The organism is Nitratireductor soli (assembly GCF_001050155.1).
GTDB classification, from domain to species: Bacteria; Pseudomonadota; Alphaproteobacteria; order Rhizobiales; family Rhizobiaceae; genus Nitratireductor; species Nitratireductor soli.
This window is the reverse complement of record NZ_LFVY01000005.1, coordinates 60,064-79,848: the sequence shown is the minus strand read 5'-3', so window position 1 is coordinate 79,848 and position 19,785 is coordinate 60,064. Positions and strand designations below refer to the sequence as shown.

General features: G+C 63.1%; 19 protein-coding genes and 2 pseudogenes. 20 read left to right on the top strand and 1 reads right to left on the bottom strand.

Annotated features, from left to right (window positions below; genetic code table 11):
• Nucleotides 1-4 precede the first annotated feature (4 nt).
• Nucleotides 5-3,208 carry a type I restriction endonuclease subunit R gene (locus AB843_RS07570; protein ID WP_048646210.1) on the top strand — a complete coding sequence of 1,068 codons (3,204 nt, stop codon included), beginning with the start codon at nt 5-7 and terminating at the stop codon, nt 3,206-3,208.
• An 8-nt stretch (nt 3,209-3,216) separates the two neighbouring features.
• Nucleotides 3,217-3,942 carry a M48 family metallopeptidase gene (locus tag AB843_RS07565; protein ID WP_157384454.1) on the top strand — a complete coding sequence of 242 codons (726 nt, stop codon included), beginning with the start codon at nt 3,217-3,219 and terminating at the stop codon, nt 3,940-3,942.
• Between the two features lie 158 nt (nt 3,943-4,100).
• On the opposite strand, the gene AB843_RS07560 is transcribed toward AB843_RS07565, so the two are convergent.
• A complete protein-coding gene (locus tag AB843_RS07560; protein ID WP_048646208.1) occupies nt 4,101-6,359 on the bottom strand; it encodes an AAA family ATPase in 2,259 nt (752 codons plus the stop codon).
• Nucleotides 6,360-6,919: 560 nt separating this feature from the next.
• On the opposite strand from AB843_RS07560, the gene AB843_RS07555 reads away from it, so the two are divergent.
• The 18 genes and pseudogenes from AB843_RS07555 to AB843_RS26390 all read left to right on the top strand — a co-directional run.
• Nucleotides 6,920-8,956: a ParB/RepB/Spo0J family partition protein gene (locus tag AB843_RS07555; RefSeq protein WP_048646394.1), complete on the top strand. Its 2,037-nt coding sequence runs from the start codon at nt 6,920-6,922 to the stop codon at nt 8,954-8,956.
• A 132-nt stretch (nt 8,957-9,088) separates the two neighbouring features.
• Nucleotides 9,089-9,505, top strand: coding sequence for a hypothetical protein (locus tag AB843_RS07550; protein WP_048646393.1), 417 nt, complete (start codon nt 9,089-9,091; stop codon nt 9,503-9,505).
• A 96-nt stretch (nt 9,506-9,601) separates the two neighbouring features.
• Nucleotides 9,602-9,856 carry a FitA-like ribbon-helix-helix domain-containing protein gene (locus AB843_RS07545; RefSeq protein WP_048646207.1) on the top strand — a complete coding sequence of 85 codons (255 nt, stop codon included), beginning with the start codon at nt 9,602-9,604 and terminating at the stop codon, nt 9,854-9,856.
• The gene (locus tag AB843_RS07540) at nt 9,853-10,275 is read left to right on the top strand and encodes a type II toxin-antitoxin system VapC family toxin (protein ID WP_048646206.1); all 423 of its coding nucleotides are present in this window, start codon (nt 9,853-9,855) and stop codon (nt 10,273-10,275) included. The genes AB843_RS07545 and AB843_RS07540 overlap by 4 nt, the downstream gene beginning before the upstream one ends.
• 41 nt (nt 10,276-10,316) lie before the next feature.
• Nucleotides 10,317-10,607 (top strand): putative quinol monooxygenase, encoded by a 291-nt coding sequence (locus tag AB843_RS07535; protein WP_048646392.1) that lies wholly within the window; start codon nt 10,317-10,319, stop codon nt 10,605-10,607.
• A 735-nt stretch (nt 10,608-11,342) separates the two neighbouring features.
• Entirely contained in the window at nt 11,343-11,663 is a 321-nt protein-coding gene (locus tag AB843_RS07525) for a DUF736 domain-containing protein (RefSeq protein WP_048646204.1), read from the top strand.
• Nucleotides 11,664-12,050: 387 nt separating this feature from the next.
• Nucleotides 12,051-12,883 (top strand): annotated as a pseudogene (locus AB843_RS07520) (DUF932 domain-containing protein).
• Nucleotides 12,884-13,180: 297 nt separating this feature from the next.
• On the top strand, nt 13,181-13,435 hold the full coding sequence (locus AB843_RS26095; protein ID WP_082143701.1) for a transcriptional regulator domain-containing protein: 255 nt from the start codon (nt 13,181-13,183) through the stop codon (nt 13,433-13,435).
• Nucleotides 13,416-13,973, top strand: coding sequence for a DNA -binding domain-containing protein (locus AB843_RS07515; RefSeq protein WP_082143700.1), 558 nt, complete (start codon nt 13,416-13,418; stop codon nt 13,971-13,973). Before AB843_RS26095 ends, AB843_RS07515 begins: the two co-directional genes overlap by 20 nt.
• A gap of 155 nt (nt 13,974-14,128) precedes the next feature.
• Entirely contained in the window at nt 14,129-14,398 is a 270-nt protein-coding gene (locus AB843_RS07510) for a helix-turn-helix transcriptional regulator (RefSeq protein WP_048646203.1), read from the top strand.
• A gap of 1 nt (nt 14,399) precedes the next feature.
• Nucleotides 14,400-15,479: a replication initiator protein A gene (locus AB843_RS07505; RefSeq protein ID WP_048646202.1), complete on the top strand. Its 1,080-nt coding sequence runs from the start codon at nt 14,400-14,402 to the stop codon at nt 15,477-15,479.
• Entirely contained in the window at nt 15,476-16,129 is a 654-nt protein-coding gene (gene parA / locus AB843_RS07500) for a ParA family partition ATPase (protein WP_048646201.1), read from the top strand. Before AB843_RS07505 ends, parA begins: the two co-directional genes overlap by 4 nt.
• The gene (locus AB843_RS07495; protein ID WP_048646200.1) at nt 16,126-16,380 is read left to right on the top strand and encodes a hypothetical protein; all 255 of its coding nucleotides are present in this window, start codon (nt 16,126-16,128) and stop codon (nt 16,378-16,380) included. The genes parA and AB843_RS07495 overlap by 4 nt, the downstream gene beginning before the upstream one ends.
• A complete protein-coding gene (locus AB843_RS07490; protein WP_048646199.1) occupies nt 16,377-16,898 on the top strand; it encodes a DUF2840 domain-containing protein in 522 nt (173 codons plus the stop codon). The genes AB843_RS07495 and AB843_RS07490 overlap by 4 nt, the downstream gene beginning before the upstream one ends.
• On the top strand, nt 16,895-17,440 hold the full coding sequence (locus AB843_RS07485) for a S26 family signal peptidase (RefSeq protein ID WP_048646198.1): 546 nt from the start codon (nt 16,895-16,897) through the stop codon (nt 17,438-17,440). The genes AB843_RS07490 and AB843_RS07485 overlap by 4 nt, the downstream gene beginning before the upstream one ends.
• Nucleotides 17,441-17,484: 44 nt before the next feature.
• Complete coding sequence (locus AB843_RS07480) at nt 17,485-17,820, top strand: DUF736 domain-containing protein (protein WP_048646197.1); 336 nt, start codon at nt 17,485-17,487, stop codon at nt 17,818-17,820.
• A gap of 4 nt (nt 17,821-17,824) precedes the next feature.
• A complete protein-coding gene (locus AB843_RS07475; protein WP_082143699.1) occupies nt 17,825-18,874 on the top strand; it encodes a lytic transglycosylase domain-containing protein in 1,050 nt (349 codons plus the stop codon).
• Between the two features lie 174 nt (nt 18,875-19,048).
• Nucleotides 19,049-19,687 (top strand): annotated as a pseudogene (locus AB843_RS26390) (hypothetical protein); the annotation flags it as partial.
• Nucleotides 19,688-19,785: the final 98 nt, after the last annotated feature.

The window sequence follows — 19,785 nt, the reverse complement described above, 5'->3', positions numbered from 1 at the left end:
TGGCATGACCCATTCCCCTGAATTCACTACCTCGGAGGCGGGTGGCGCCCAGCTCCAAGCGCTAAACACGCTGATCAACTGTGGCTGGCATTACGTAACGCGGGCGGAGGCCGATCAGTGGCGCGATGGGCGGCGTGCGTTGCCGTTCCTTGAAACCCAGCTCCGGGCGGATCTGGCACGCATCAATCGCATTCAAGTCGATGGACGTGCCCATTCATTCTCCGAAGCGAATATCGACGCTGCGGTACGGCGGCTCGCTGATCGTATTCCCGAGGGCGTGGTGCGCGCCAACGAGCGGATGACGGACGACCTGATGCTCGGCATCGCTTTGCCGCAAACCATCGGAGCCACGTCGCGAGAGTGGCCGTTCAAATTCATTGATTGGAACGACTGGCGCGCCAACAGCTTCCAGGTGACCAGCGAATATACCGTGAGCGAACCAGGCGGCCCGACGATCCGGGTCGATCTCGTTCTCTTCGTCAATGGTATTCCGCTTGGGATAATCGAGGTCAAAGCCTCACACGTCTCGGCCGATCAGGGCGTAAGCCAGCAGATTCGCAATCAGAAAATGGGGGAAGGCGTTCCGGCGCTATTTTATTCCGCCCAGCTCCTGTTGTCGGCCAGCAGCTTCGACCCGCGCTATGGCACGGTGGGCACGCCGCGAAAGCTCTGGAGCGTTTGGAAGGAGCGTGAAGATCCGCCAGGCTTTGCCGAAGAGGTGGTTAATCGCTCGCTCGACACGGTCGAGGGCAAGCGGGTAGCGCTCGATTTTGCGCCGTACATGAAACGGCACGACGGGCTGATGGAAGAACACCGGTTCGTCACGCCGCTGGATGAAACGATCGTGGGGCTTTGCCGCCCTGAAAGGTTCATGCGGCTTGTCCGCCGCTACATCCTCTTCGACCTCCCACATAAGAAGATCGCGCGCTATCAGCAGGTAGCGACGGTTGAGACCCTGCTGAAGCGGACTGAGGAACGCGACACGAGCGGGCGGCGCAGGGGAGGCGTCGTGTGGCACACACAGGGTTCGGGCAAGAGCCTGACCATGGTGATGCTTGCAAAGTCCATCGTCATGGCCCACCCGCAGGCACGCATCGTCATCGTGACCGACCGAACCGATCTCGATGAACAGATCACCAAAACATTTCTCGCTACCGGCCGTGAGCCCAAGCGGGCGGCGACGGGCGAGAACCTACTGACCCTGATCGAGGATATGACGCCGGTTGTCACCACCCTCATCCATAAATTCCGGGCGGGTCTGAACAAACGACGGGTCGTAGATACTTCATCAGATATCTTCGTCCTGGTCGACGAGAGCCATCGTAGCCAATACGGCAACCTGGACAGCCTGCACGCCCGCATGCGCGAGGTGCTGCCCAATGCCTGCTTTATCGCCTTCACCGGCACGCCGATCGCCAAGAAGGAGAAGAGCACGTTCGCCAAGTTCGGCGATCTTGTTCAACCCTCTTATTCGATGCGTGATGCTGTCGCAGACAAGGCTGTCGTGCCGCTCCTCTATGAGGGGCGAGAAGTCGTCACCGACGTCGATGATGCACAAATCGACCGCTGGTTCGAGGTCCATACCCGCGGTCTTTCTGACAACCAGCGCGCCGATCTGAAGCGTAAGATGAGCCGGGCGCGCGAAATTGAGGGCGTGGATTCCAGACTTCAATCCATCGCCTTCGATGTCGGCCAACACTTCTTGGCGAACTTCAAAGGGACAGGACTGAAGGGGCAACTCGCGGCGGCGTCGAAAAGAGCAGCAATCCTGCTCAAGAAGCTGTTCGATGAATTCGGTGTCATTACGACCGAAGTCGTGATCTCCGCGCCGGAAATGCGCGAAAGCGAAGACGAAGTCGATGAAGCCGATGACGATCTCGTCCGCACATTCTGGCGCAAGATGATGGAGCGCTACGGTGGCGAGGATGCCTACAACCGTACTGTCGTCGAGCAGTTCAAGGGCTCAGCCGATCCGGACATCATCATCGTCGTCGATAAATTGTTGACCGGTTTCGATGCGCCGCGCAACACTGTGCTCTATGTCGCGCGCCGCCTTAAGGAGCATGGCCTCTTACAGGCTATCGCTCGCGTCAACCGCGTCTTCGACGAAGACGGTGCACCGGATAAGCCCTTCGGTTTCATCATCGATTATACGGGTGTGCTCAAGGACCTTGGTGACGCACTCGCCAGCTACGATGCACTCCAGGGGTTCAGTCCGGAGGACATCGCCAGCAGCCTGTTGGCTCTTCGGGACGAGGCGAACAAAGTGCCGGGCGCCCATGCCGCCCTGCTGGATGTGTTCAGATCCGTCTCCAACAGCTTCGACGCCGAGGCCTACGCTCGCCTCTTGGCCGACGAAGAGATTAGGGCCGAGTTCTACGCCCGCCTGTCCGCGTTTTCCCGCGCGTTCTCCGTGGCACTTGCCTCACCGGCTTTTGTCGAGGCGACGAAGCCGGAGCTGCTCAAGCGGTGGAAGGACGATCTCGGCCGGTTCGTCTCCTTGCGCGCCGCAGTCAGCCTTCGCTACGCAGAGCGGGTGGACTGGCGAGACTATGAGAAACGTATCCGCCAGTTGCTGGACCGGCACGTCATCGCGCGTGACGTTGTTACGCTCGTCGAGCCGCTGAATATCTTCGATGATATCGCGATCGAGGAGCGCCGACAGGAGAAGACGGAAAGCGATGCGTCGGTTGCCGACACAATCGCGCATCAATTGACCCGTTCGATCGAGGAGAAATGGGATGAAGATCCGATCTTCTTCGAAAAATTCTCCAAGCTCGTTCGCGACACGATTGCCGATTTCCACAAAGGGCGAATCAGCGACCTGACCTATCTTTCAAAGGTCAAGGAGTTGCGTGACAAGGTTCAAAGTCGGCAGGATGAAACCGATCCGACACCGGTGCGCCTTCGCGACGATGGGCACGCCCAAGCTTTTTGGGGGTTGGCGAAGCGAAATCTGGAGAAGGTTGGTGTCAGTGACACCGAATTGGCTGCCGACATCGCGCTGGAGATCAGTCGGATTGTGCAGAAGCGTCGCAAGGTCGGCTGGCAGTATGATCGCGACGTCGAGAATGTTATTCGTAACGATATCGACGACTTCTTCTTTGAGGAACTGCGTGGCCGGCGTGATATTTTGATTGATCCCTCCATTCTTGATGGGATCGTCGATGATGTGCTCGCATCGGCTCGTGTGCGCCTGGCGCAATGAGGGCGATCATGGCCGATCGTCCCGTTAGAGAGCAGATCGAAATATGTTGGGGCGAGCGTCGGGTCATCGCTGAACTCCTTCGCACGAATAGGCGTGCTCTCCGGATCGATGTTCGACCAACGGGCGAAGTCGCCATTTCTGCGCCGGTTGGGGAGGAAATCGAAGAAATTCGGGGCAGAGTGCACCGCAAGGGCGCCTGGATCTTCGCGCAGATCGACACGATTGCTCAAAGGCCGGAGGTCACACCGAAACGCAGGTTCATTTCCGGCGAGACGCATCTTTTGCTCGGCCGACAATACCGGCTGTCGATCGAGCAATCCAACGACCCGCACGTTCGACTTGAGGGCGGGCGCCTAGTGATAAGCGCCCGTTCGACCGACGATCAACCCCATTGCAGGCGACTCCTTCAGGCATTCTATACGCTGAAGGCTCGAGAGGTATTTCGGCAACGGTTCGAGGTTGTGGCAGAGCCGTTTGTTCGCAAGGGTCTGAAACGACCTTCTCTTGTCATCCGGGCTATGTCGAAGAGATGGGGAAGCTTCACCCCTAGCGGGCGCGTGGTGCTCAATGTTGATCTAGTGCGAGCCAGTCCAAGATTAATTGATTATGTAATCTGCCATGAATTGGCCCACGCTTTCTTCCCCGATCATGGTGATGGATGGCGCTCTCTGCTGAAAACAGTCATGCCGGATTGGGAAAAACGGAAAGCTCAGTTGGAAGGGGCCTTACGATGACCACTTCTCAAGGGATCGGGTTATAGCGTAGAATCGATGGTTCGAGGTCGCCGCGCAATTCGTCGTCGAACGTCTCAACGCTCCACACGTCGATGATGCCTTCATGCTCACCCATGGCGATACATCACCTCACAGGCAGATTCTGCGATGTTCGCCGTTTAACAGCCACCCACGATCGCGATCGTCCGCTGGGCATAGGTCCGCACTTCGTCTTCGACGAACGGTGTGTTGGGATCATGATGGAACGGCGCGGTATAGCCGTTGATGTCGTCTAGCTCGTTATATTGTGGCGTCAACGGATGGGCCGTGTCGTCCCGAATGAACGCCAGCATATCGCCCAACCATTTCCCTTCGAGAATCTGGTTCGGGAAGCGATAGCGGATATATTTTTCGAGCAACGGCCGCATCGTCATCCGCATATCGCGCGCATCGCCGCTGCGCCCCTCAGCGAAGTCCTGCAGCCGCATGTGGTCATGCAGATAGCCTTCCTTAACCTCACGCTCGATGTCCCACGGTTCGACCGACGAGCCGCCCGCGCTCGCCGAGATCTGAAGCGGCGTGCACGTTGCGCCGTGAATCATGCCGCGCACTGCGTCGAGGAAGAACTTGTCATGGCTGAGCAGGATGACTTGCGCCGCCTTGCTTGGCTCGCCCGTTCGCACGATTTCCTTCGCGGTCATCGCTCTGCGGAAGTCGTCGAGGCTGGTGAAGGGATCATCGAACACGACGATCTTATTCGCGATGTCAGGATCACGCTTGAGCTGGGACAGGAAGAAGGCGAGCGCGAAGGTGTTCTTGTCGCCGGCGCTCATCGTAGTGTCGAAGCTGGGATCTTCGGCATTGGCCTTCGTCACATCAATATCGCTGGTGTCAAAGCGCAGGCAATAGGTCGACTGCGGCACCTTGCCGACGTAATTCTTGCTGCATTGTGCAACGCGGAAGCTGGCGCCGAATGATGCCAAAAACCGATTGATGTCGGCCTCGTAGGCGCCAAGAATCGTCTCGTCATAGGTGTCGAGTGCGGCCTTCTTCGCATCTTTCGCTTCGACGAGCGCCTTCTTGTCACTAAGCAGCGTGGCGTAATTGGAGGCCAAACCGAGCACCGGCGCGGAGTGCCGCTTCTTCACCGCTTGAAGGGTAGCGAGCGTCGCTTCGGCGCTGGCCTTGTTAGCGACGGCATTGGCATCCTTCACTGCCTGGATGTGGCGGTTGGCCTCAGCGAACGTCGCCACGTCGGCCTCCAGTTCAACGCTTGTCGCCGACCAGGTAGCTTGCGCCTCGATGAAGGCGGTGGATGATTCCACCGGCTCCAGCGGGGCGGCGGCCTTCGCCACTAGCATCGCCTTGGCCGCATCGAACACGGCCTCGACCTCACCGCTGATGCGATCGGCGGCACCCGATGGCTTGTAGCCGTGATCGCAATAGGCCTTCCAAAACTCGGCATCGGTCGAGACTTGCGCAAAGCTCTGCTCGACTCTGAGCGCGGCCGTCGATGACAGCGCCTGGTTAAGCATGGTGCTCATATCGGCGATGGCCGCCTTATGTGCGGCGTAGGCCTCGCTGAAATAGCCGCGATAGGCGTCGATCAGACTGTTACCGCCGAGCGGAGTCGCGCAGAAGGGACAACGATCGTCGACGACGTGAGGCAGGCCTTGCGACAACCACTCCTCGCCGCCATCGCGGAAATCATGATGCGCGAGCTGCCGCTGAACCCGCGCGGACGCGTCGGCGGCGATCCCGTCGACGCCTTTGGCCAGCAGGTCGAGAAACCCGTGCGGCAAGGCAGGCAGCGACTGCACGCCCAACAATTTGCGCGCCGCGATTGTTGCTCCATCGTTGACCGCCTTGAGCGCTTTCGCGGCCTTGTCGATCTTGTCGTCGATGTCGGCATCCGCCGCGAGCTTCAGGAACGCTTCCAGCTTCATGCCGGCGGGGACATGCTGCTCCAGAACCTTCTTTTCGGATGTGATCTCCGACTGTTTTGTAGTCGCGTCGGCGTCGAGCTGATCCACCTCCTCGGCCAAGGCAACGCCTGTAGGACCGACGACGATGCGATAGAAATTGCGACGATGCTCGACGTCGATCTGATCGCCTCCGTGAACATTGTCGGTGACGAACTGCTGATCGAAAATGTGGATATCGGGCTGCGCGGCTGTCCACGCACCGCCTGAAAAGCGAGCCGGGCCACTGTCGAGAAGCAGCCCGACCTCGGGCTCCGCGGCGGCCAAGAACGTCTTTCGACGCTGGATGAGCTTGGGCTCATTGCGTTGGAGCGAGCGAAGGATCGCGCACAGGGTCGTCTTGCCGCGTCCGTTACCTCCGTAGATCAGCGTAAAGCGGCCGTATTCACCTCCACTGATGCGTGCCGCCTTGAACCGACCGACATTCTTGATTGTCGTAATTTTCTTCAAAAACACGAATCTGCCCCCTCGATCCTCAATCCGGGTTCGATTCGCCCCGTTCTGATATTAAGGGCCAGAGTAAAGGATAGTGTAGTTGTGCGCCAGATCGGTGCCAGGCAGCGCCCGGCAAGGATTAGCACGACGAGATGGGCATAAGTCTCTGATGACTAAGCATATACAACGCGCATTGCGGCGATAGCGGCCGAGCCACGGTCTTGTCCGTCCCCTTCTGCGGGGAGTCCCGCAACGCCTCCTGAGAAGTAGTAATCAGGATACACGTCTCTCAAGTTCGGCGGCTTTGCACATCCTGATCCAGCTTTGTGCCCGGCTCCCGCTGGCGCTAACGCCGGGCGGTTGGCTTGGGGGCGCTGCCCCCTGGCGCGGCGCAAGGGATCGCTGACGCTCGTCCGGGCCGGTATCCCCGGCCTTCCTCCACGTCGTTCCTCCGTTCCGTGCAGGCCGGGTGATCCCCCTCCGGCCCGGCCGCCCTTGCTCCTTGCACCCCCCGGTCTCGGCGACGGCCAGGGTTGCAGCGCAGCGCTGCGCTCCAACCCAAGCCAATGAGGATCAAGACCATGACCAATACTGTCGAAACCACCGCCACGGTTTCCGAAGCCCCCGCCATCGAAAACGGCGCGGTGCTGTTCGTGCCGCTGAACAAGTTGAAGAAATCACCCAAGAATGCCCGCAAGACCCCGCACAGCGAAGCCCATATCGATGCGCTGGCGGCCAGCATCGCCGCCAAGGGGATGCTGCAAAATCTGGTGGTGGAGCCAGAGACGAACGCGGAAGGCGAGTCCACCGGAAGCTATTTCGTGACCATCGGCGAGGGCCGCAGGCTGGCGCAGTTGCTGCGCGTGAAGCGCAAGCAGATCAAGAAGACGGAAGCCATCCGCTGCGTTCTGGATACCGAGAACGACGCGGCGGAAATCAGCCTTGATGAGAACGTGACCCGTGAAAGCATGTCGCCCGCTGATCAGTTCGAACGATTCCGGGAGCTTTCCGAGCGCATGGGATGGGGCGCGGAAGAAATCGCTGCCCGGTTCGGGGTTTCGGCCCATGTCGTGAAGCAGCGGCTTCGCCTTGGCGCGGTCAGCCCGAAGCTGATGCAGGTCTATCGGGATGGCGGCTTGTCGCTGGATCAGTTGATGGCCTTCGCCATTACCGAGGACCATGACCGGCAGGAGCAGGTTTATGAGAACCTGGCATGGAACCGCGAGCCGTCCACCATCCGGCGCGATCTGACCAAGATGAATGTCGCGGCGACCGACCGGCGCGCGCTCTTCGTCGGAGCGGACAGTTACGCCGAGGCTGGCGGCACCATCATCCGCGACCTCTTCACCGATGATCGGGGCGGCTATTTCGAGGATGCCGCGCTGCTCGACCGGCTTGTCATCTACAAGCTGGAAGGCGTTGCCGCCGAGGTGCAGACGGCAGAGGGGTGGAAGTGGACTGCCGTTCACATCGACTTCCCTCATGCGCACGGAATGCGCCGCACCTATCCGCATCCGGTGGACCTGTCGCAGGAAGATGCCGCTGCCTATGCCGCATCACAGGAGGAATACGACCGTCTGACCGCCGAATATGACGGCTATGACGAATTGCCGGACGAGGCCGACCAGCGGTTCGGGGAGTTGGAAGCGGAGATCGAGCGGATCGACGCCAAGCGTCATGCCTATGACGCTGACGAGATCGCGCGCGGCGGCGTGTTCGTCATCCTCAATCATGACGGCACGGCCCGGATCGAGCGCGGCTTCGTTCGCGCCGAAGATGAGGCTCCGGAACCGGAGGACGAAACCGGCATCGTGGACGGCATGACCGTCACCGAGGATGGAGAAATCATCGGGGATGAGGAAAGCGGCGAGGACGAGGAAGCCGAACCGCACACGGAAGACGAGGACGCCGGGGATGCGGGCAAGCCGCTGTCGGACCTTCTCATTCGCGACCTGACCGCCCATCGCACCCTTGGTCTGCGCCTCGCTCTTGGCGAGCAGCCGGACATGGCGCTTGTCGCCGTGGTTCACGCCTTGGCGGCACAGACCTTCTATCGGGGCGGGGAAGCTTCCTGCCTCGAAATCCGGTTGACCAGCGCCTATCTCGCCTCCCACGCGGACGGGATCGAGGACACGCCCGCCGCGAAGGCGCTGGCGGATCGTCACGCCGGATGGGCGTCGGATATGCCCCGCGACGTGGCGGACCTGTGGGCCTTCGTCGCCGGTCTGGACAATGCCAGTCTCATGGCCTTGCTCGCTCATTGCGCCGCGATGACCGTCAACGCGGTCAGGTTGCCGTGGGAGCAGAAGCCGAATGCCCGTGCAACAGCGGAGAAGCTGGCGACGGCGACGACGCTGGATATGACGGCGCACTGGACCCCGACCGGGCAGACCTATCTCGGGCGTGTGACTAAGGCACATATCCTCGCCGCCGTGCGGGAAGCCGTCAGCGATGAAGCCGCCGAGCGGATCGCGGGCTTGAAGAAGACGGAGATGGCGCAAGCCGCCGAACAGCTTCTGGCCGGAACCGGCTGGCTCCCGACCGTGCTGCGCACCACGCGACCAGCATGGCTCGATGCCGAGCCGGACGTGGACGCCTACCTCCAAGCCGCCGAATGAGAACCGGGCCGGGATCGTGCAAGCGGTCCCGGCCCTTCTGTTTCCCACCCCCAAAAAATCGCGGTCGCGCGGGGATCGACCCCGCGCGACCCGCCGATGACCGTGACCTCATCGGTTCAGGAGGAACTCGCGATGTTCGTGCTCATGTTGACGGCCGTTGCACTGGTCGCCGGCCTGTGCGTTCTGGCCTATACGCTCGCCGTCTATGCGCTGCCTTTCATGATCGCCGTGGAGGCGGCGCGATGGGCCTACACCTCCGGCTCCGGCCTGATCGGTGCGGGTGTGGTCGGGCTGGTGGCGGGTGCCACCGCCTATGGCCTGCTGATCGCCCTGTTCATGGTGGTGCGTACGCCGCTTCTGCGCCTTGCCGTGGCGCTTGTCGTCGCCGCGCCCGCTGCTATCGCGGGCTATGCGCTGGTTCATGGCATCGCCACGCAAGCCGTGCCGTCCGAAGTCTGGCGGCAAGTCTTCTCGATTGTCGGAGGCGGCTTCGTCGGCCTGTCGGCATTGATACGATTGGCGGCAGACATCAGCCCGCCTAGCAGATAGCGGAATTGCGCCTCTTGAGGCTGTCGCATCTTGATTGATGATATCAGTTTCAATATATTGATGTCGTCGCTATCACCTAGCCGGAGACGCCATCAGATGCCCGCCGTCACCATTCGCAACCTGTCCGACGAGGCGCACCGCGCCCTTAAGGTGCGTGCGGCCCATCATGGCCGCAGCACCGAGGCCGAAATCCGGGATATTCTGGAAGACGCGGTTCGTCCCGCCAACCGCCTGCGCATCGGTTCCGCCATGGCGGCGTTGAGCCGGGATGCAGGGCTGACCAATGCCGATTTCGAGGCGCTGGAACAGGCCCGCGATCGGACGCCCGCCGTCCCCATGAGCTTTGAATGATCGTCCTCGACACGAATGTCGTCTCCGAGGCGATGAAGCCGGAACCGGCTCCCGCCGTGCGCGATTGGCTGGACGAGCAGGCCGCCGAAACCCTCTATCTCTCCAGCGTCACCGTTGCGGAACTCCTGTTCGGCATCGGCGCGCTGCCGGACGGACGGCGCAAGCAGAAGCTCGCGGCAACCCTGGACGGGCTTCTCGGCCTGTTCGACGGCAGAATCCTTCCCTTCGATACGGATGCCGCCCGCCGCTATGCCGACCTCGCCGTTGCGGCGCGTAACGCTGGCAAGGGCTTTCCGACGCCGGACGGTTACATCGCAGCCATCGCGACCGCTCACGGTTTCGCGGTCGCTACGCGTGACGCCAGCGCCTTCAAGGCAGCAGGTGTCCCGATCATCGACCCATGGACGACCGGACGCTGAGCATCGAAGCAGCGCCCGATTGCAAAATGGAGAGTTGCCTTATGCTCAAGGTCATTGCCGAGGATTTCATCAAATCGGGAGCGGTTGAGATCGTGCTGCCGCTTTACCGCGAGCTGGTCGAGAAGACCCGGCAGGAAGACCTCTGCATCTCCTACGACCTCTTCATCAACCAGAAAGACCCCGGACATTTCATCTTCATCGAGGAATGGCCAGATCGGGCGGCGCTGGACGCCCATTGCAGGACCGAGCATTTCACGCGGCTGGTCCCGCTCATCAATGCTCACCAGCGGCAGAAAGCGACGTTCATCCTCATGGATGCGTTTCCGGCCTGACTCGATCGGAGAGGCGTTTCTTCCGAACAGGTTTGGGCGTTGCCCTTCGGGCCGCGCTCTCGGCTGCGCCGGAACCACGCCGATGGCGCGTTTCCGCCATTCGGCTTCGATCGCTAACGCGAAAATCGGCGGACTACACAAAGCCTCGCACGGGAGGGGGCTGCTTCGGCGATATCCGTTTTCAATCGCCGTTGCGGCGGATTTGCCGCGAATCTTTCCCGCGTCCTCCGATCACGAAGCTGAAATCAGGATGGGCGCGCTCGGGTCGCCTAGCCCGACCGAATGAACTGCAACACCAGCCCGGCGGTGAGCATTCAGCACACCGTATCGCGTGAACGGAGGATGCCGCGGCAGTCTGAACGTTCCCGCCAAAGCGTGGCCAGGCCATCCGACGCCTGAAGGCCGGATCTCGATCTGCCGGTTCATGGCGCGCATCGCGTCGGACAACGGACCTCATCGCCAAGGTCACGTCTCCTTCTGCAGGGCCGCGCCCACGGCGCCCTCGAATGGCATGGGTCTGACCGAAACCGGCTTCGCCTCGATCGATTTCCCGCAACGTCCGTCGCCAGCTTTTTTCCGCCGCGCGCGAGCGCGCTTTGCACCGCGAGCCAGAAAAGCCGTCGCCGGCCGCCTTCCACTGCGTTCCAGCCCTGAAGGGTGCGGGCCGATCGTCTCCGGTCGCACGACCACCATCGAGGTCGCGATAGGCGCGGCCCGTGGAACGGAGTAACGACAATGGCGACCATCGGCACCTTTACCAAGAACGACAATGGCGCGGGCTTCACCGGTACGGTCAAAACCCTGACCCTCAACGTCAAGGCCAAGCTCGTCCCCACCGAAGGCGAAAGCGAACGCGGCCCCGATTACCGCATCATCGCCGGCCCATCCGTCGAGTTCGGTGCAGCCTGGAAGAAAACCGCCCGCGAGACGGGCCGCGAATATCTCTCGGTCAAGCTGGACGATCCGAGCTTTCCGGCCCCGATCTACGCCAGCCTGGTCGAGGACGAGAGCGGCGAAAGCCACAATCTGATCTGGTCCCGCCGCAACGGTGATTGAGAACGGATATCGCCGACGAAGCCCCGCCGCGCGCGGGGCTTCTTCATGCTTATCCGCCGTCCTGAAGGGAATACGGCAATCAGGATATGCGGCTTTCAGTCTCGGCGGCTTTGCACATCCTGATCCAGCTTTGTGCCCGTCTCCCGCTGGCGCTCACGCCGGGCGGTTGGCTTGGGGGCGCTGCCCCCTGGCGCGGCGCAAGGGATCGCTGACGCTCGTCCGGGCCGGTATCCCCGGCCTTCCTCCACGTCGTTCCTCCGTTCCGTGCAGGCCGGGTGATCCCCCTCCGGCCCGGCCGCCCTTGCTCCTTGCACCCCCCGGTCTCGGCGACGGCCAGGGTTGCAGCGCAGCGCTGCGCTCCAACCCAAGCCAATGAGGATCAAGATCATGACCTACAGCCTCGCCACCCGGTTCGGCCGCAACTCCCACCAAATCAGCGGGCGCGAAGCCCTCGACAACGAAACCCTCTATCGACACGTCCCGTCCATCTTTGCCCGCGAAGCCCATGACAGCCGTTCGGAGCGTTATGTCTATGTCCCCACCATTGAGATCGTGGAGGGACTACGCCGGGAAGGATGGTTCCCGTTCTTCGCCGTGCAGGCGGTTCCGCGTGACGGCGAGCGCATGGGCCACGCCAAGCACATGCTGCGCCTGCGCCGGGACGATGGCATCGGCAAGCCGGAGGCGGCGGAAGTCATCATCGTCAATTCACATGACGGCACGTCGGCCTATCAGATGTTCGCGGGCGTGCTGCGTTTCGTCTGCACCAACAGCATGATCGCGGGCGAGCGGTTCGAGGAAGTCCGCGTTCCCCACAAGGGCGGGATACAGGATCAGATTATCGAAGGTGTCTATACTGTCGCGGAGGATTTCCCGCGCTTGATCGACGCCACGGAGAGCATGAAGGAAACCCGGTTGTCGCAGGCCGAACAGCAGGTGTTGGCGGAAGCGAGCCTCGTTGCCCGCTATGGCGAGGATGAAAGCCCCGTTCGCCCGGACCAGATCATCGCTCCGCGCCGCCGCGAGGATGTCGGGCAAAGTCTGTGGCAGACCTTCAACGTCATTCAGGAAAACCTCATCCGGGGCGGACTCAGCGGACGCCGCCAGACTTCGGATGGACGCATCCGCCGCAGCCAGACCCGCGCCATTAACGGCATCGACCACAATGTCGGCCCCTGTGGACGCTGGCCGAGGGAATGCAGCGCCTGAAAACCGCCTGATCGCAAAGCCGTAGAACCGCCACTCCGATTCTACGGCCTTCTGCCTTTATGCAACATCGGATTTCCGATTTCCCGCCGATCCGCTTTTGCGGATCGGCGGGCTTGCTGCGCAAAAAGCGGCTCGGCGGGCACGCCCGGCTCGCCAGAGAACGTCCATTCTGATAGTAAAACATTAACCAATATTGATCGCGTTGAACGATCAACGTATCTCTAAACAATATCTGCAAAATACATCTGAGGTTGTTCACCATTCTTCTTTCTAGTGCCGCGAGGCGGCGCAAGATTAGAGGTGACGCCATGCCGAGTTCTGATTGGCGCGCGCCGGCCGCTTACGGACATGCGAAAAGCATCTCCACCGCCGGCTTTGCCTGGGAGTTTCTCCGCCGCGATGACGACTATCATCGTGACTTTCATCGCATGAAAGCTCTTCCTCAGCATCAAGCCGCTGCCCGGAGAAGTTTCTCCGAGCGCTGGGGGTTACGATTTCCCGGCCGATCCGCACCAGCCAGCGGGCCACGTCCCGTTGTTCTGGATGCCCGCGCTGCTGCCTGAGGCCATCGAGCTTCGGCGTACCACCAAAGTCGGCGATGATCCCGCCGCCATTCCGATCGATCTGCCGGGCCTGTCCGGCCTCGACGCGCGTCCGGACCTTGACGGAGGATGGCATGGCCTTTGGCAATCGACTGACTTGGGCCATCAGTTCTGGCTCGCCGAAACGCCACCAGACGATCGAGCGACCTATTGCGTTGTTCTGCCCCTTGACGCCCTGTTGGAACTTCGCGCCGAGGCGCTTTTGCGCTTCTGGCGCGCCCTGTCTGGCCGGCCCATCGGCGAGGGACCGCGCGTCCTGCCACAGCAGACGCGCGATCGGTTCATTCTGGTCCTGCGCGCGCTCGACGGCCATCTTGAAGGCGCAAGTTATCGCCAGATCGCCGAAACGCTCCTTGGCTTCGCTGGCACCAAAGCCGACTGGGAAGCAGATTCGCGCAAGAACCAGACGCGCCGCCTGGTCGCCGACGGCTTGCGCTACATGCGGGGCGGCTACCGCGACTTGCTTCGCTATCCCATCCATTCCGCATACTGGCGCTGATCACCGCGCCGGCCGAAGACGCGGCAACCAGTAGGGGTGCCGGAATCGCACCCCCATAAATCCGGCACGCTGCAAGCCGCCATTTCTCCGCCACGGTTCGCCACAGCCCGCTGCCGCCACCGGTAGCCCGCTCGAACCCGACCGGAGATCCGATCATGATAGATCCGAAGACGGGGCTGCCGCCCCGATACCTGCGCGCGCCCGATGCGGCCCGCTTCCTCGGCATTTCCATCCGTACGCTGGAAAAGCACCGCACCTACGGCACCGGCCCGACCTACCGCAAGATCGGCGGGCGGATCGTCTACTCCGTCGATGACCTTCAGGCGTGGACCGAGGACGGCATCCGCAAGTCCGCGTCCGAGAAGACCGCCACGCGCGTTTTCCCGGCCCGTCCGCTGACACCCGCCGAAAAGGCGTCACGCTGAGATGCCGGGTGATGTTTCATCCGGCAGAGGACGCTTCGCACGAGGCAGCGAGCGCGAACGGCTCGATCCGTTCGTCGTCGCCACGGGCGACGCATCCCCACGCGATCAGCGCGACCTCATGGAGCGGCCGTTCTTCTCGCTCGCCAAGGCCAAGCGGGTCGCTCCGATCCTCTACGAGGCCGGCGGCCAGCGTGTCGAAGTCTTCGGGATGCCCGACCACGGCATGGCCACCATCTGGGATGCGGACGTGCTCATCTGGGCCGCCAGCCAGATCGTCGAGGCCGAGAACCACGGCCTGCGCACGTCGCGCTTCCTGCGCTTCACGCCCTATCAGCTTTTGCAGGCGATCGGCCGCGCCACCGGCGCGCGCGAATACCGCCTGCTGAAGGGCGCGCTCGCCCGCCTGCAATCGACCGTCATCCGCACCACCATCCGTCACGGCGAGCATTGGCGGCGACATCAATTCTCCTGGATCAACGAATGGGAAGAACTGACCACCCGCGACGGCCGCGTCGAGGGCATGGAGTTCGTCCTGCCCGACTGGTTCTATCGCGGCGTCATCGACCACTCGCTGGTCCTGACCATCGACCCGCTCTATTTCCGGCTGACCGGCGGCATCGAACGCTGGCTCTATCGCGTCGCCCGCAAGCACGCCGGCCGCCAGCAGCATGGCTGGCTGTTCGAGGTCGTCCATCTGCACGAGAAGTCGGGCAGCCTCGCGCGCATCTCCGATTTCGCGCTCGACCTGCGTCGCATCGCCGCCCGTCAGCCGCTGCCCGGTTATCGCCTCGACATCTGGCGCGAAGGGCGGCGCGAGATGATGCAAATCCGCCCCTACGGTCTGTCCACAGTGCCTGTGGACAGCGCTGTGGAAACACTCGTGACTTCGGGCGCAAACGGTATCGGGACTTCGGGCGCAGGACTATCGGGATTTCGGGCGCACGAACCACAGTTAAGTCTCTGGTCTGAAACGCGGAATCCGACTGCTAACTTAGAGTCTAACAAAGAATCTAGCTCTTCTTCTTTGACGCGCGCGCCTGCGAGGCACGGTGCCGGTGCCACCCGGCGAGGTGCGCCATGATCGTCGCGCTCCTCAACCAGAAGGGCGGCGTCGGCAAGACCACGCTCGCGCTGAACCTCGCCGGAGAATGGGCGCGACAAGGCAAGCGCGTCACGCTGATCGACGCGGACCCGCAGGGATCGGCGCTGGACTGGTCGCAACAGCGCGCCCGCGAGGGTCTGGGCCGCACATTCGGCGTCGTCGGCCTGGCCCGCGACACGCTGCACCGGGAAGCGCCGGAGCTGGCGCGCAACGCCGATCATGTCGTGATCGACGGTCCGCCGCGTGTCGCTGCCCTGATGCGCTCGGCGTTACTTGCCGCCGACCTGGTGCTGATCCCGGTGCAGCCGTCGCCGTTCGATGGCTGGGCTTCGGCGGAAATGCTGGCGCTCATCACTGAGGCGCGCATCTACCGGCCCGAACTGGTCGCCCGTTTCGTGCTCAATCGCTGTGGTGCGCGCACCGTGCTCGCCCGCGAGACGGCCAAGACACTGGCCGAGCATGATCCGCCGGTGCTTGCCGCCACCATAGGTCAGCGCATCGCCTTTGCCGCCGCCGCACAGTCGGGACGGTTGGTGTCCGAACTGGACGATGACACGCCCGCCGCGCGCGAGATCGCGGCGCTGGCAGCGGCGATCGGCGCCCTCGGCATCGGGAGGGCGTCGCCATGAGCGAGCGACCGTCCCGCCGCGGCTTCGCATCACGACCCGGCGATCCCGAGCATTGGATCAAGGCGTCCGATGCTCCCCCGCATAACAGCGATGCCAACGGCTTCACCGCGCGGCTGACCATCGACGTGACGCCGGACCTGCGCGGCCGGATCAAGATCGCCGCGTTCCGGCGCGGCGTCACCGTCGCCGACATGCTGCGCGATCTGCTCGCGCGCGAATTTCCCCCAACCACCGAAGGAGACCCATCATGACGAGCGCAGCGGTGCCCCGCGCGCGCGGCGGCTCCATGCCGTCCGCGCTGCCATCCGACAGCCTTACCCATGTCGAGCTGACGCATATCGAGAAGCGGATCGAGAACTGGATCAGGTTCGGCCGAGAGGCGCACGAACAGGTGCTCGACCGCCGCCGCCGCGTCTTCTCCTATCGTCCCGGCAGCGTCTTCGCCTTCGTCCGCTGGGCGGCAAACGACTTCGGCACCATCATCTCGCGCATCGACATCGTGCGCGCCGTCGAGCCGGGTGAAGCCTATCAGACGCTGCCTTTCGTGCGCCCCGGCGGTGACATCCTTCTGAAGATCGAAGGCTGGCCCAAGGTCGAACAGGTGCTCCACCATATCGACGCGGTGGAGGCCGTCGGGATCGATGCTTGCGAGGTTGCACCCGACCACTGGCGGCATGTCGGCAACCGGATCGGCGCCGGCCATACGCCGCGCCCCTACACGGTGGATCGCCATCAGGCGTGGCTCAAGCGGCGGGAGATCGGGCAATGACCCGCTTCGGCTACGTCATGGTGACGTATTTCGCGACGATGGGCGTCGCCATCGCCGCGTTTATTCCGACGCCGCTGCGCCTTGTCTGGAACGCCTCGGCCAGCGTGCCGATCGGTCTCTACGACCTCGAACGCCCAAGCGACCTGGCTGTTGGCGATCTGGTCGCCGTCATGCCGGACAAGCCGCTTGCCGATTTCATGGTGGAGCGCGGCTATATCGGCCGCGACGTGCCGCTGATGAAGCGCGTCATGGGGCTTTCCGGTCAACGGGTTTGCCGTACCGGCAACGCCGTGACCGTCGACGCCGTGCCGCTCGGCGACGCGCTCGACCATGACCGGCACGGCCGCGAACTGCCCATATGGCAGGGCTGCCGGCGCATCGCGGATGGCGACATCTTCCTGATGAATCCCGATGTGCGCGACAGCCTGGACGGTCGCTATTTCGGCCCGATTCCGGCGCGCACCGTCATCGGCAAAGCGACGCCGCTCTACACCGACGAGGACGGCGAAGGCCGTTTCGTCTGGCGTGCGGCGACACGCTGACCGCCGCGCTCTTTCCCCGCCATCGCAATCCCAAGGAGGTTTCCATGCCACAGATCGGCACATTCACGCGCGAGCAATCCGGCTTCACCGGCCGCATCCATACCTTCACCATCTACCGCGAAGTCACCGTTGTTTCGGCCGAGCCATCCGACGCTGAGAACGTCCCGGACTACCGCATCCATCACGGCAATGACGACGGCCCGGAGATCGGCGCAGGCTGGAAACGCACCGGCGAGCGTGCGGGCGAATACATCGCGTTGCTGATCGACGATCCCGCTCTACCGCAGCCGATCCGCGCCAACCTGTTCCGCGACGACGACGCCGGCAACGCATGGTCGCTGCATTGGAGCCGCCCGCAAAAGCGCGACGGGAGGGACTGACATCATGCCGACTGTCAGCCTGTTCGCGCGCGCGATCCCGTTCCGATCCATCATCCCTTTGTTTGCGGGGAAGCCGTCTCATCCCTTCGTCCCGCTCGAACGCAGGTCGGTCGGCGCGCGCAGCGAAGGTCAAGGGCGGCCATTGGCCGGCGCTTCGCGCGCGCCCTTGACCGCAGCGAGCACGCTGGCAGGCTGGCGTCACAGCGGAGAAGGCGCGCATGTCCGATACGCGGTCCTGATAGTAGCGTTGCTGTTCGCTTCCACCTTGCCCATTGCAGCCGTGGCGCAGCCCCAACCGGCGGAGCGCGCCGCATCCGCTGATCCTTTTGCTCCCCATATCGCGGAAGCCTCGCAGCGCTTCGGCGTCCCGGCGGCATGGATCAGAGCGGTGCTGCGGGCCGAAAGCGCGGGCGATCCACGCGCCATCTCCTCGGCCGGCGCGATGGGGCTGATGCAGATTATGCCCGCCACATGGGCGGAGTTGCGCATCCGGCATCGGCTCGGCGGCGACGTTTACGATCCGCGCGACAACATCCTTGCCGGCACCGCCTATCTGCGCGAACTGCACGACCGCTACGGCAGCGTCACCGCCATGCTCGCTGCCTATAACGCCGGTCCCGGACGCTATGAGGCGTCGCTTTCGGGGCGGCCGCTACCCGCTGAGACCCGCGCCTATGTCGCCGCCATCGCGCCGGTCATCGACGGCAACGCGATCGTTACGCCCGTCATAGTCGCGGCTGCCGATCCGCAGGCATGGACCCGCGCGCCGTTGTTCATCGCGCAGCCGGATCGTGCGCCCGTTGCCGATCCGGTACAGGCCGATCGTCCATCGAATGACGTGCCAGCGGCGGTCACGGTGCGCGATGTTTCCGCCATAGAGCCGCAGTCCGATGGCCTGTTCGTGTCGCGCGGGCGAACACGGGACCACGGCCATGAGTATCATGGTCGGCGGCATCGCGCGGCGGGTTGCAGTGTGCAGGGGATGGGGCTGGCGGCAATCTCATCCCAAGGCTGGAGGGGCAGAACGGGAAGGCAGGCGGGAGGGCAAGATTAAAGCGGACGGCACCCTGTGGGTCCGATCCGGGGGCAAAGCCCTTGTCTGCACACTGTTTGGGGCGGCACCGTCGCCGCGCCTTCATGGTGCCGCGAGGCGCGGCAAAGTCAGCATTTACCGCGGTTCTCGCGGCACTCTGCGCCCAAAGCGGCGGTTTCGGGTGGATCGGCGGCCATGAGCAGCGACGACGACAACCGTTTCCGCCCGAAGCCCGGCCGTGTGCGCTCCGACACGCCGAAGGCGGGCCAGGCAAAGAGCTTCCTCAGCAAGGTCCGCAAGGTCACGCGCCAGCAGCAGGCCGCTTCCGGCCGAAGCCGGTCGGCGAAGGGGGGCGGCTCCGGTCGCGCGGCCAAGGGCAAGAGCGTCGTCGCCTCCGGCCGGGGCGTCCAGCGCGGCCGCGGCGCGGCCTTCATGCGCGCCCGCAATCTGTCGAACGGCTGGAGCCATCGCCAGCCCGGCAGCCGCCGCGTCATCGTCAAATCGCGGTCGGTTCGCGCCGCCGGTCGCAGCGGTAAGGCCACCGCGCATCTGCGCTATATTCAGCGGGACGGCACTGCCCGCGATGGCGAGCGCGGCCGGCTCTATTCAGCAGGTGAGGATCGCGCCAATGGCGATGCCTTCCTCAATCGCGGCAAGGACGATCGCCACCAGTTCCGCTTCATCGTCTCGCCCGAAGACGCCGCCGATCTTTCGGACCTCACCGGCTATACGCGCGAGTTGATGGCGCAGGTCGAGGGCGACCTCGGCACCAAGCTCGATTGGGTCGCGGTCAATCACCACAACACCGGTCATCCGCATGTCCATGTCATCGTCAATGGCCGCGACGCCTTGGGCGAGGATCTCGTCATCAATGGCGATTATCTCGCCGGCGGCATCCGCGAGCGGGCGAGCGCACTGGCGACGCTGGAACT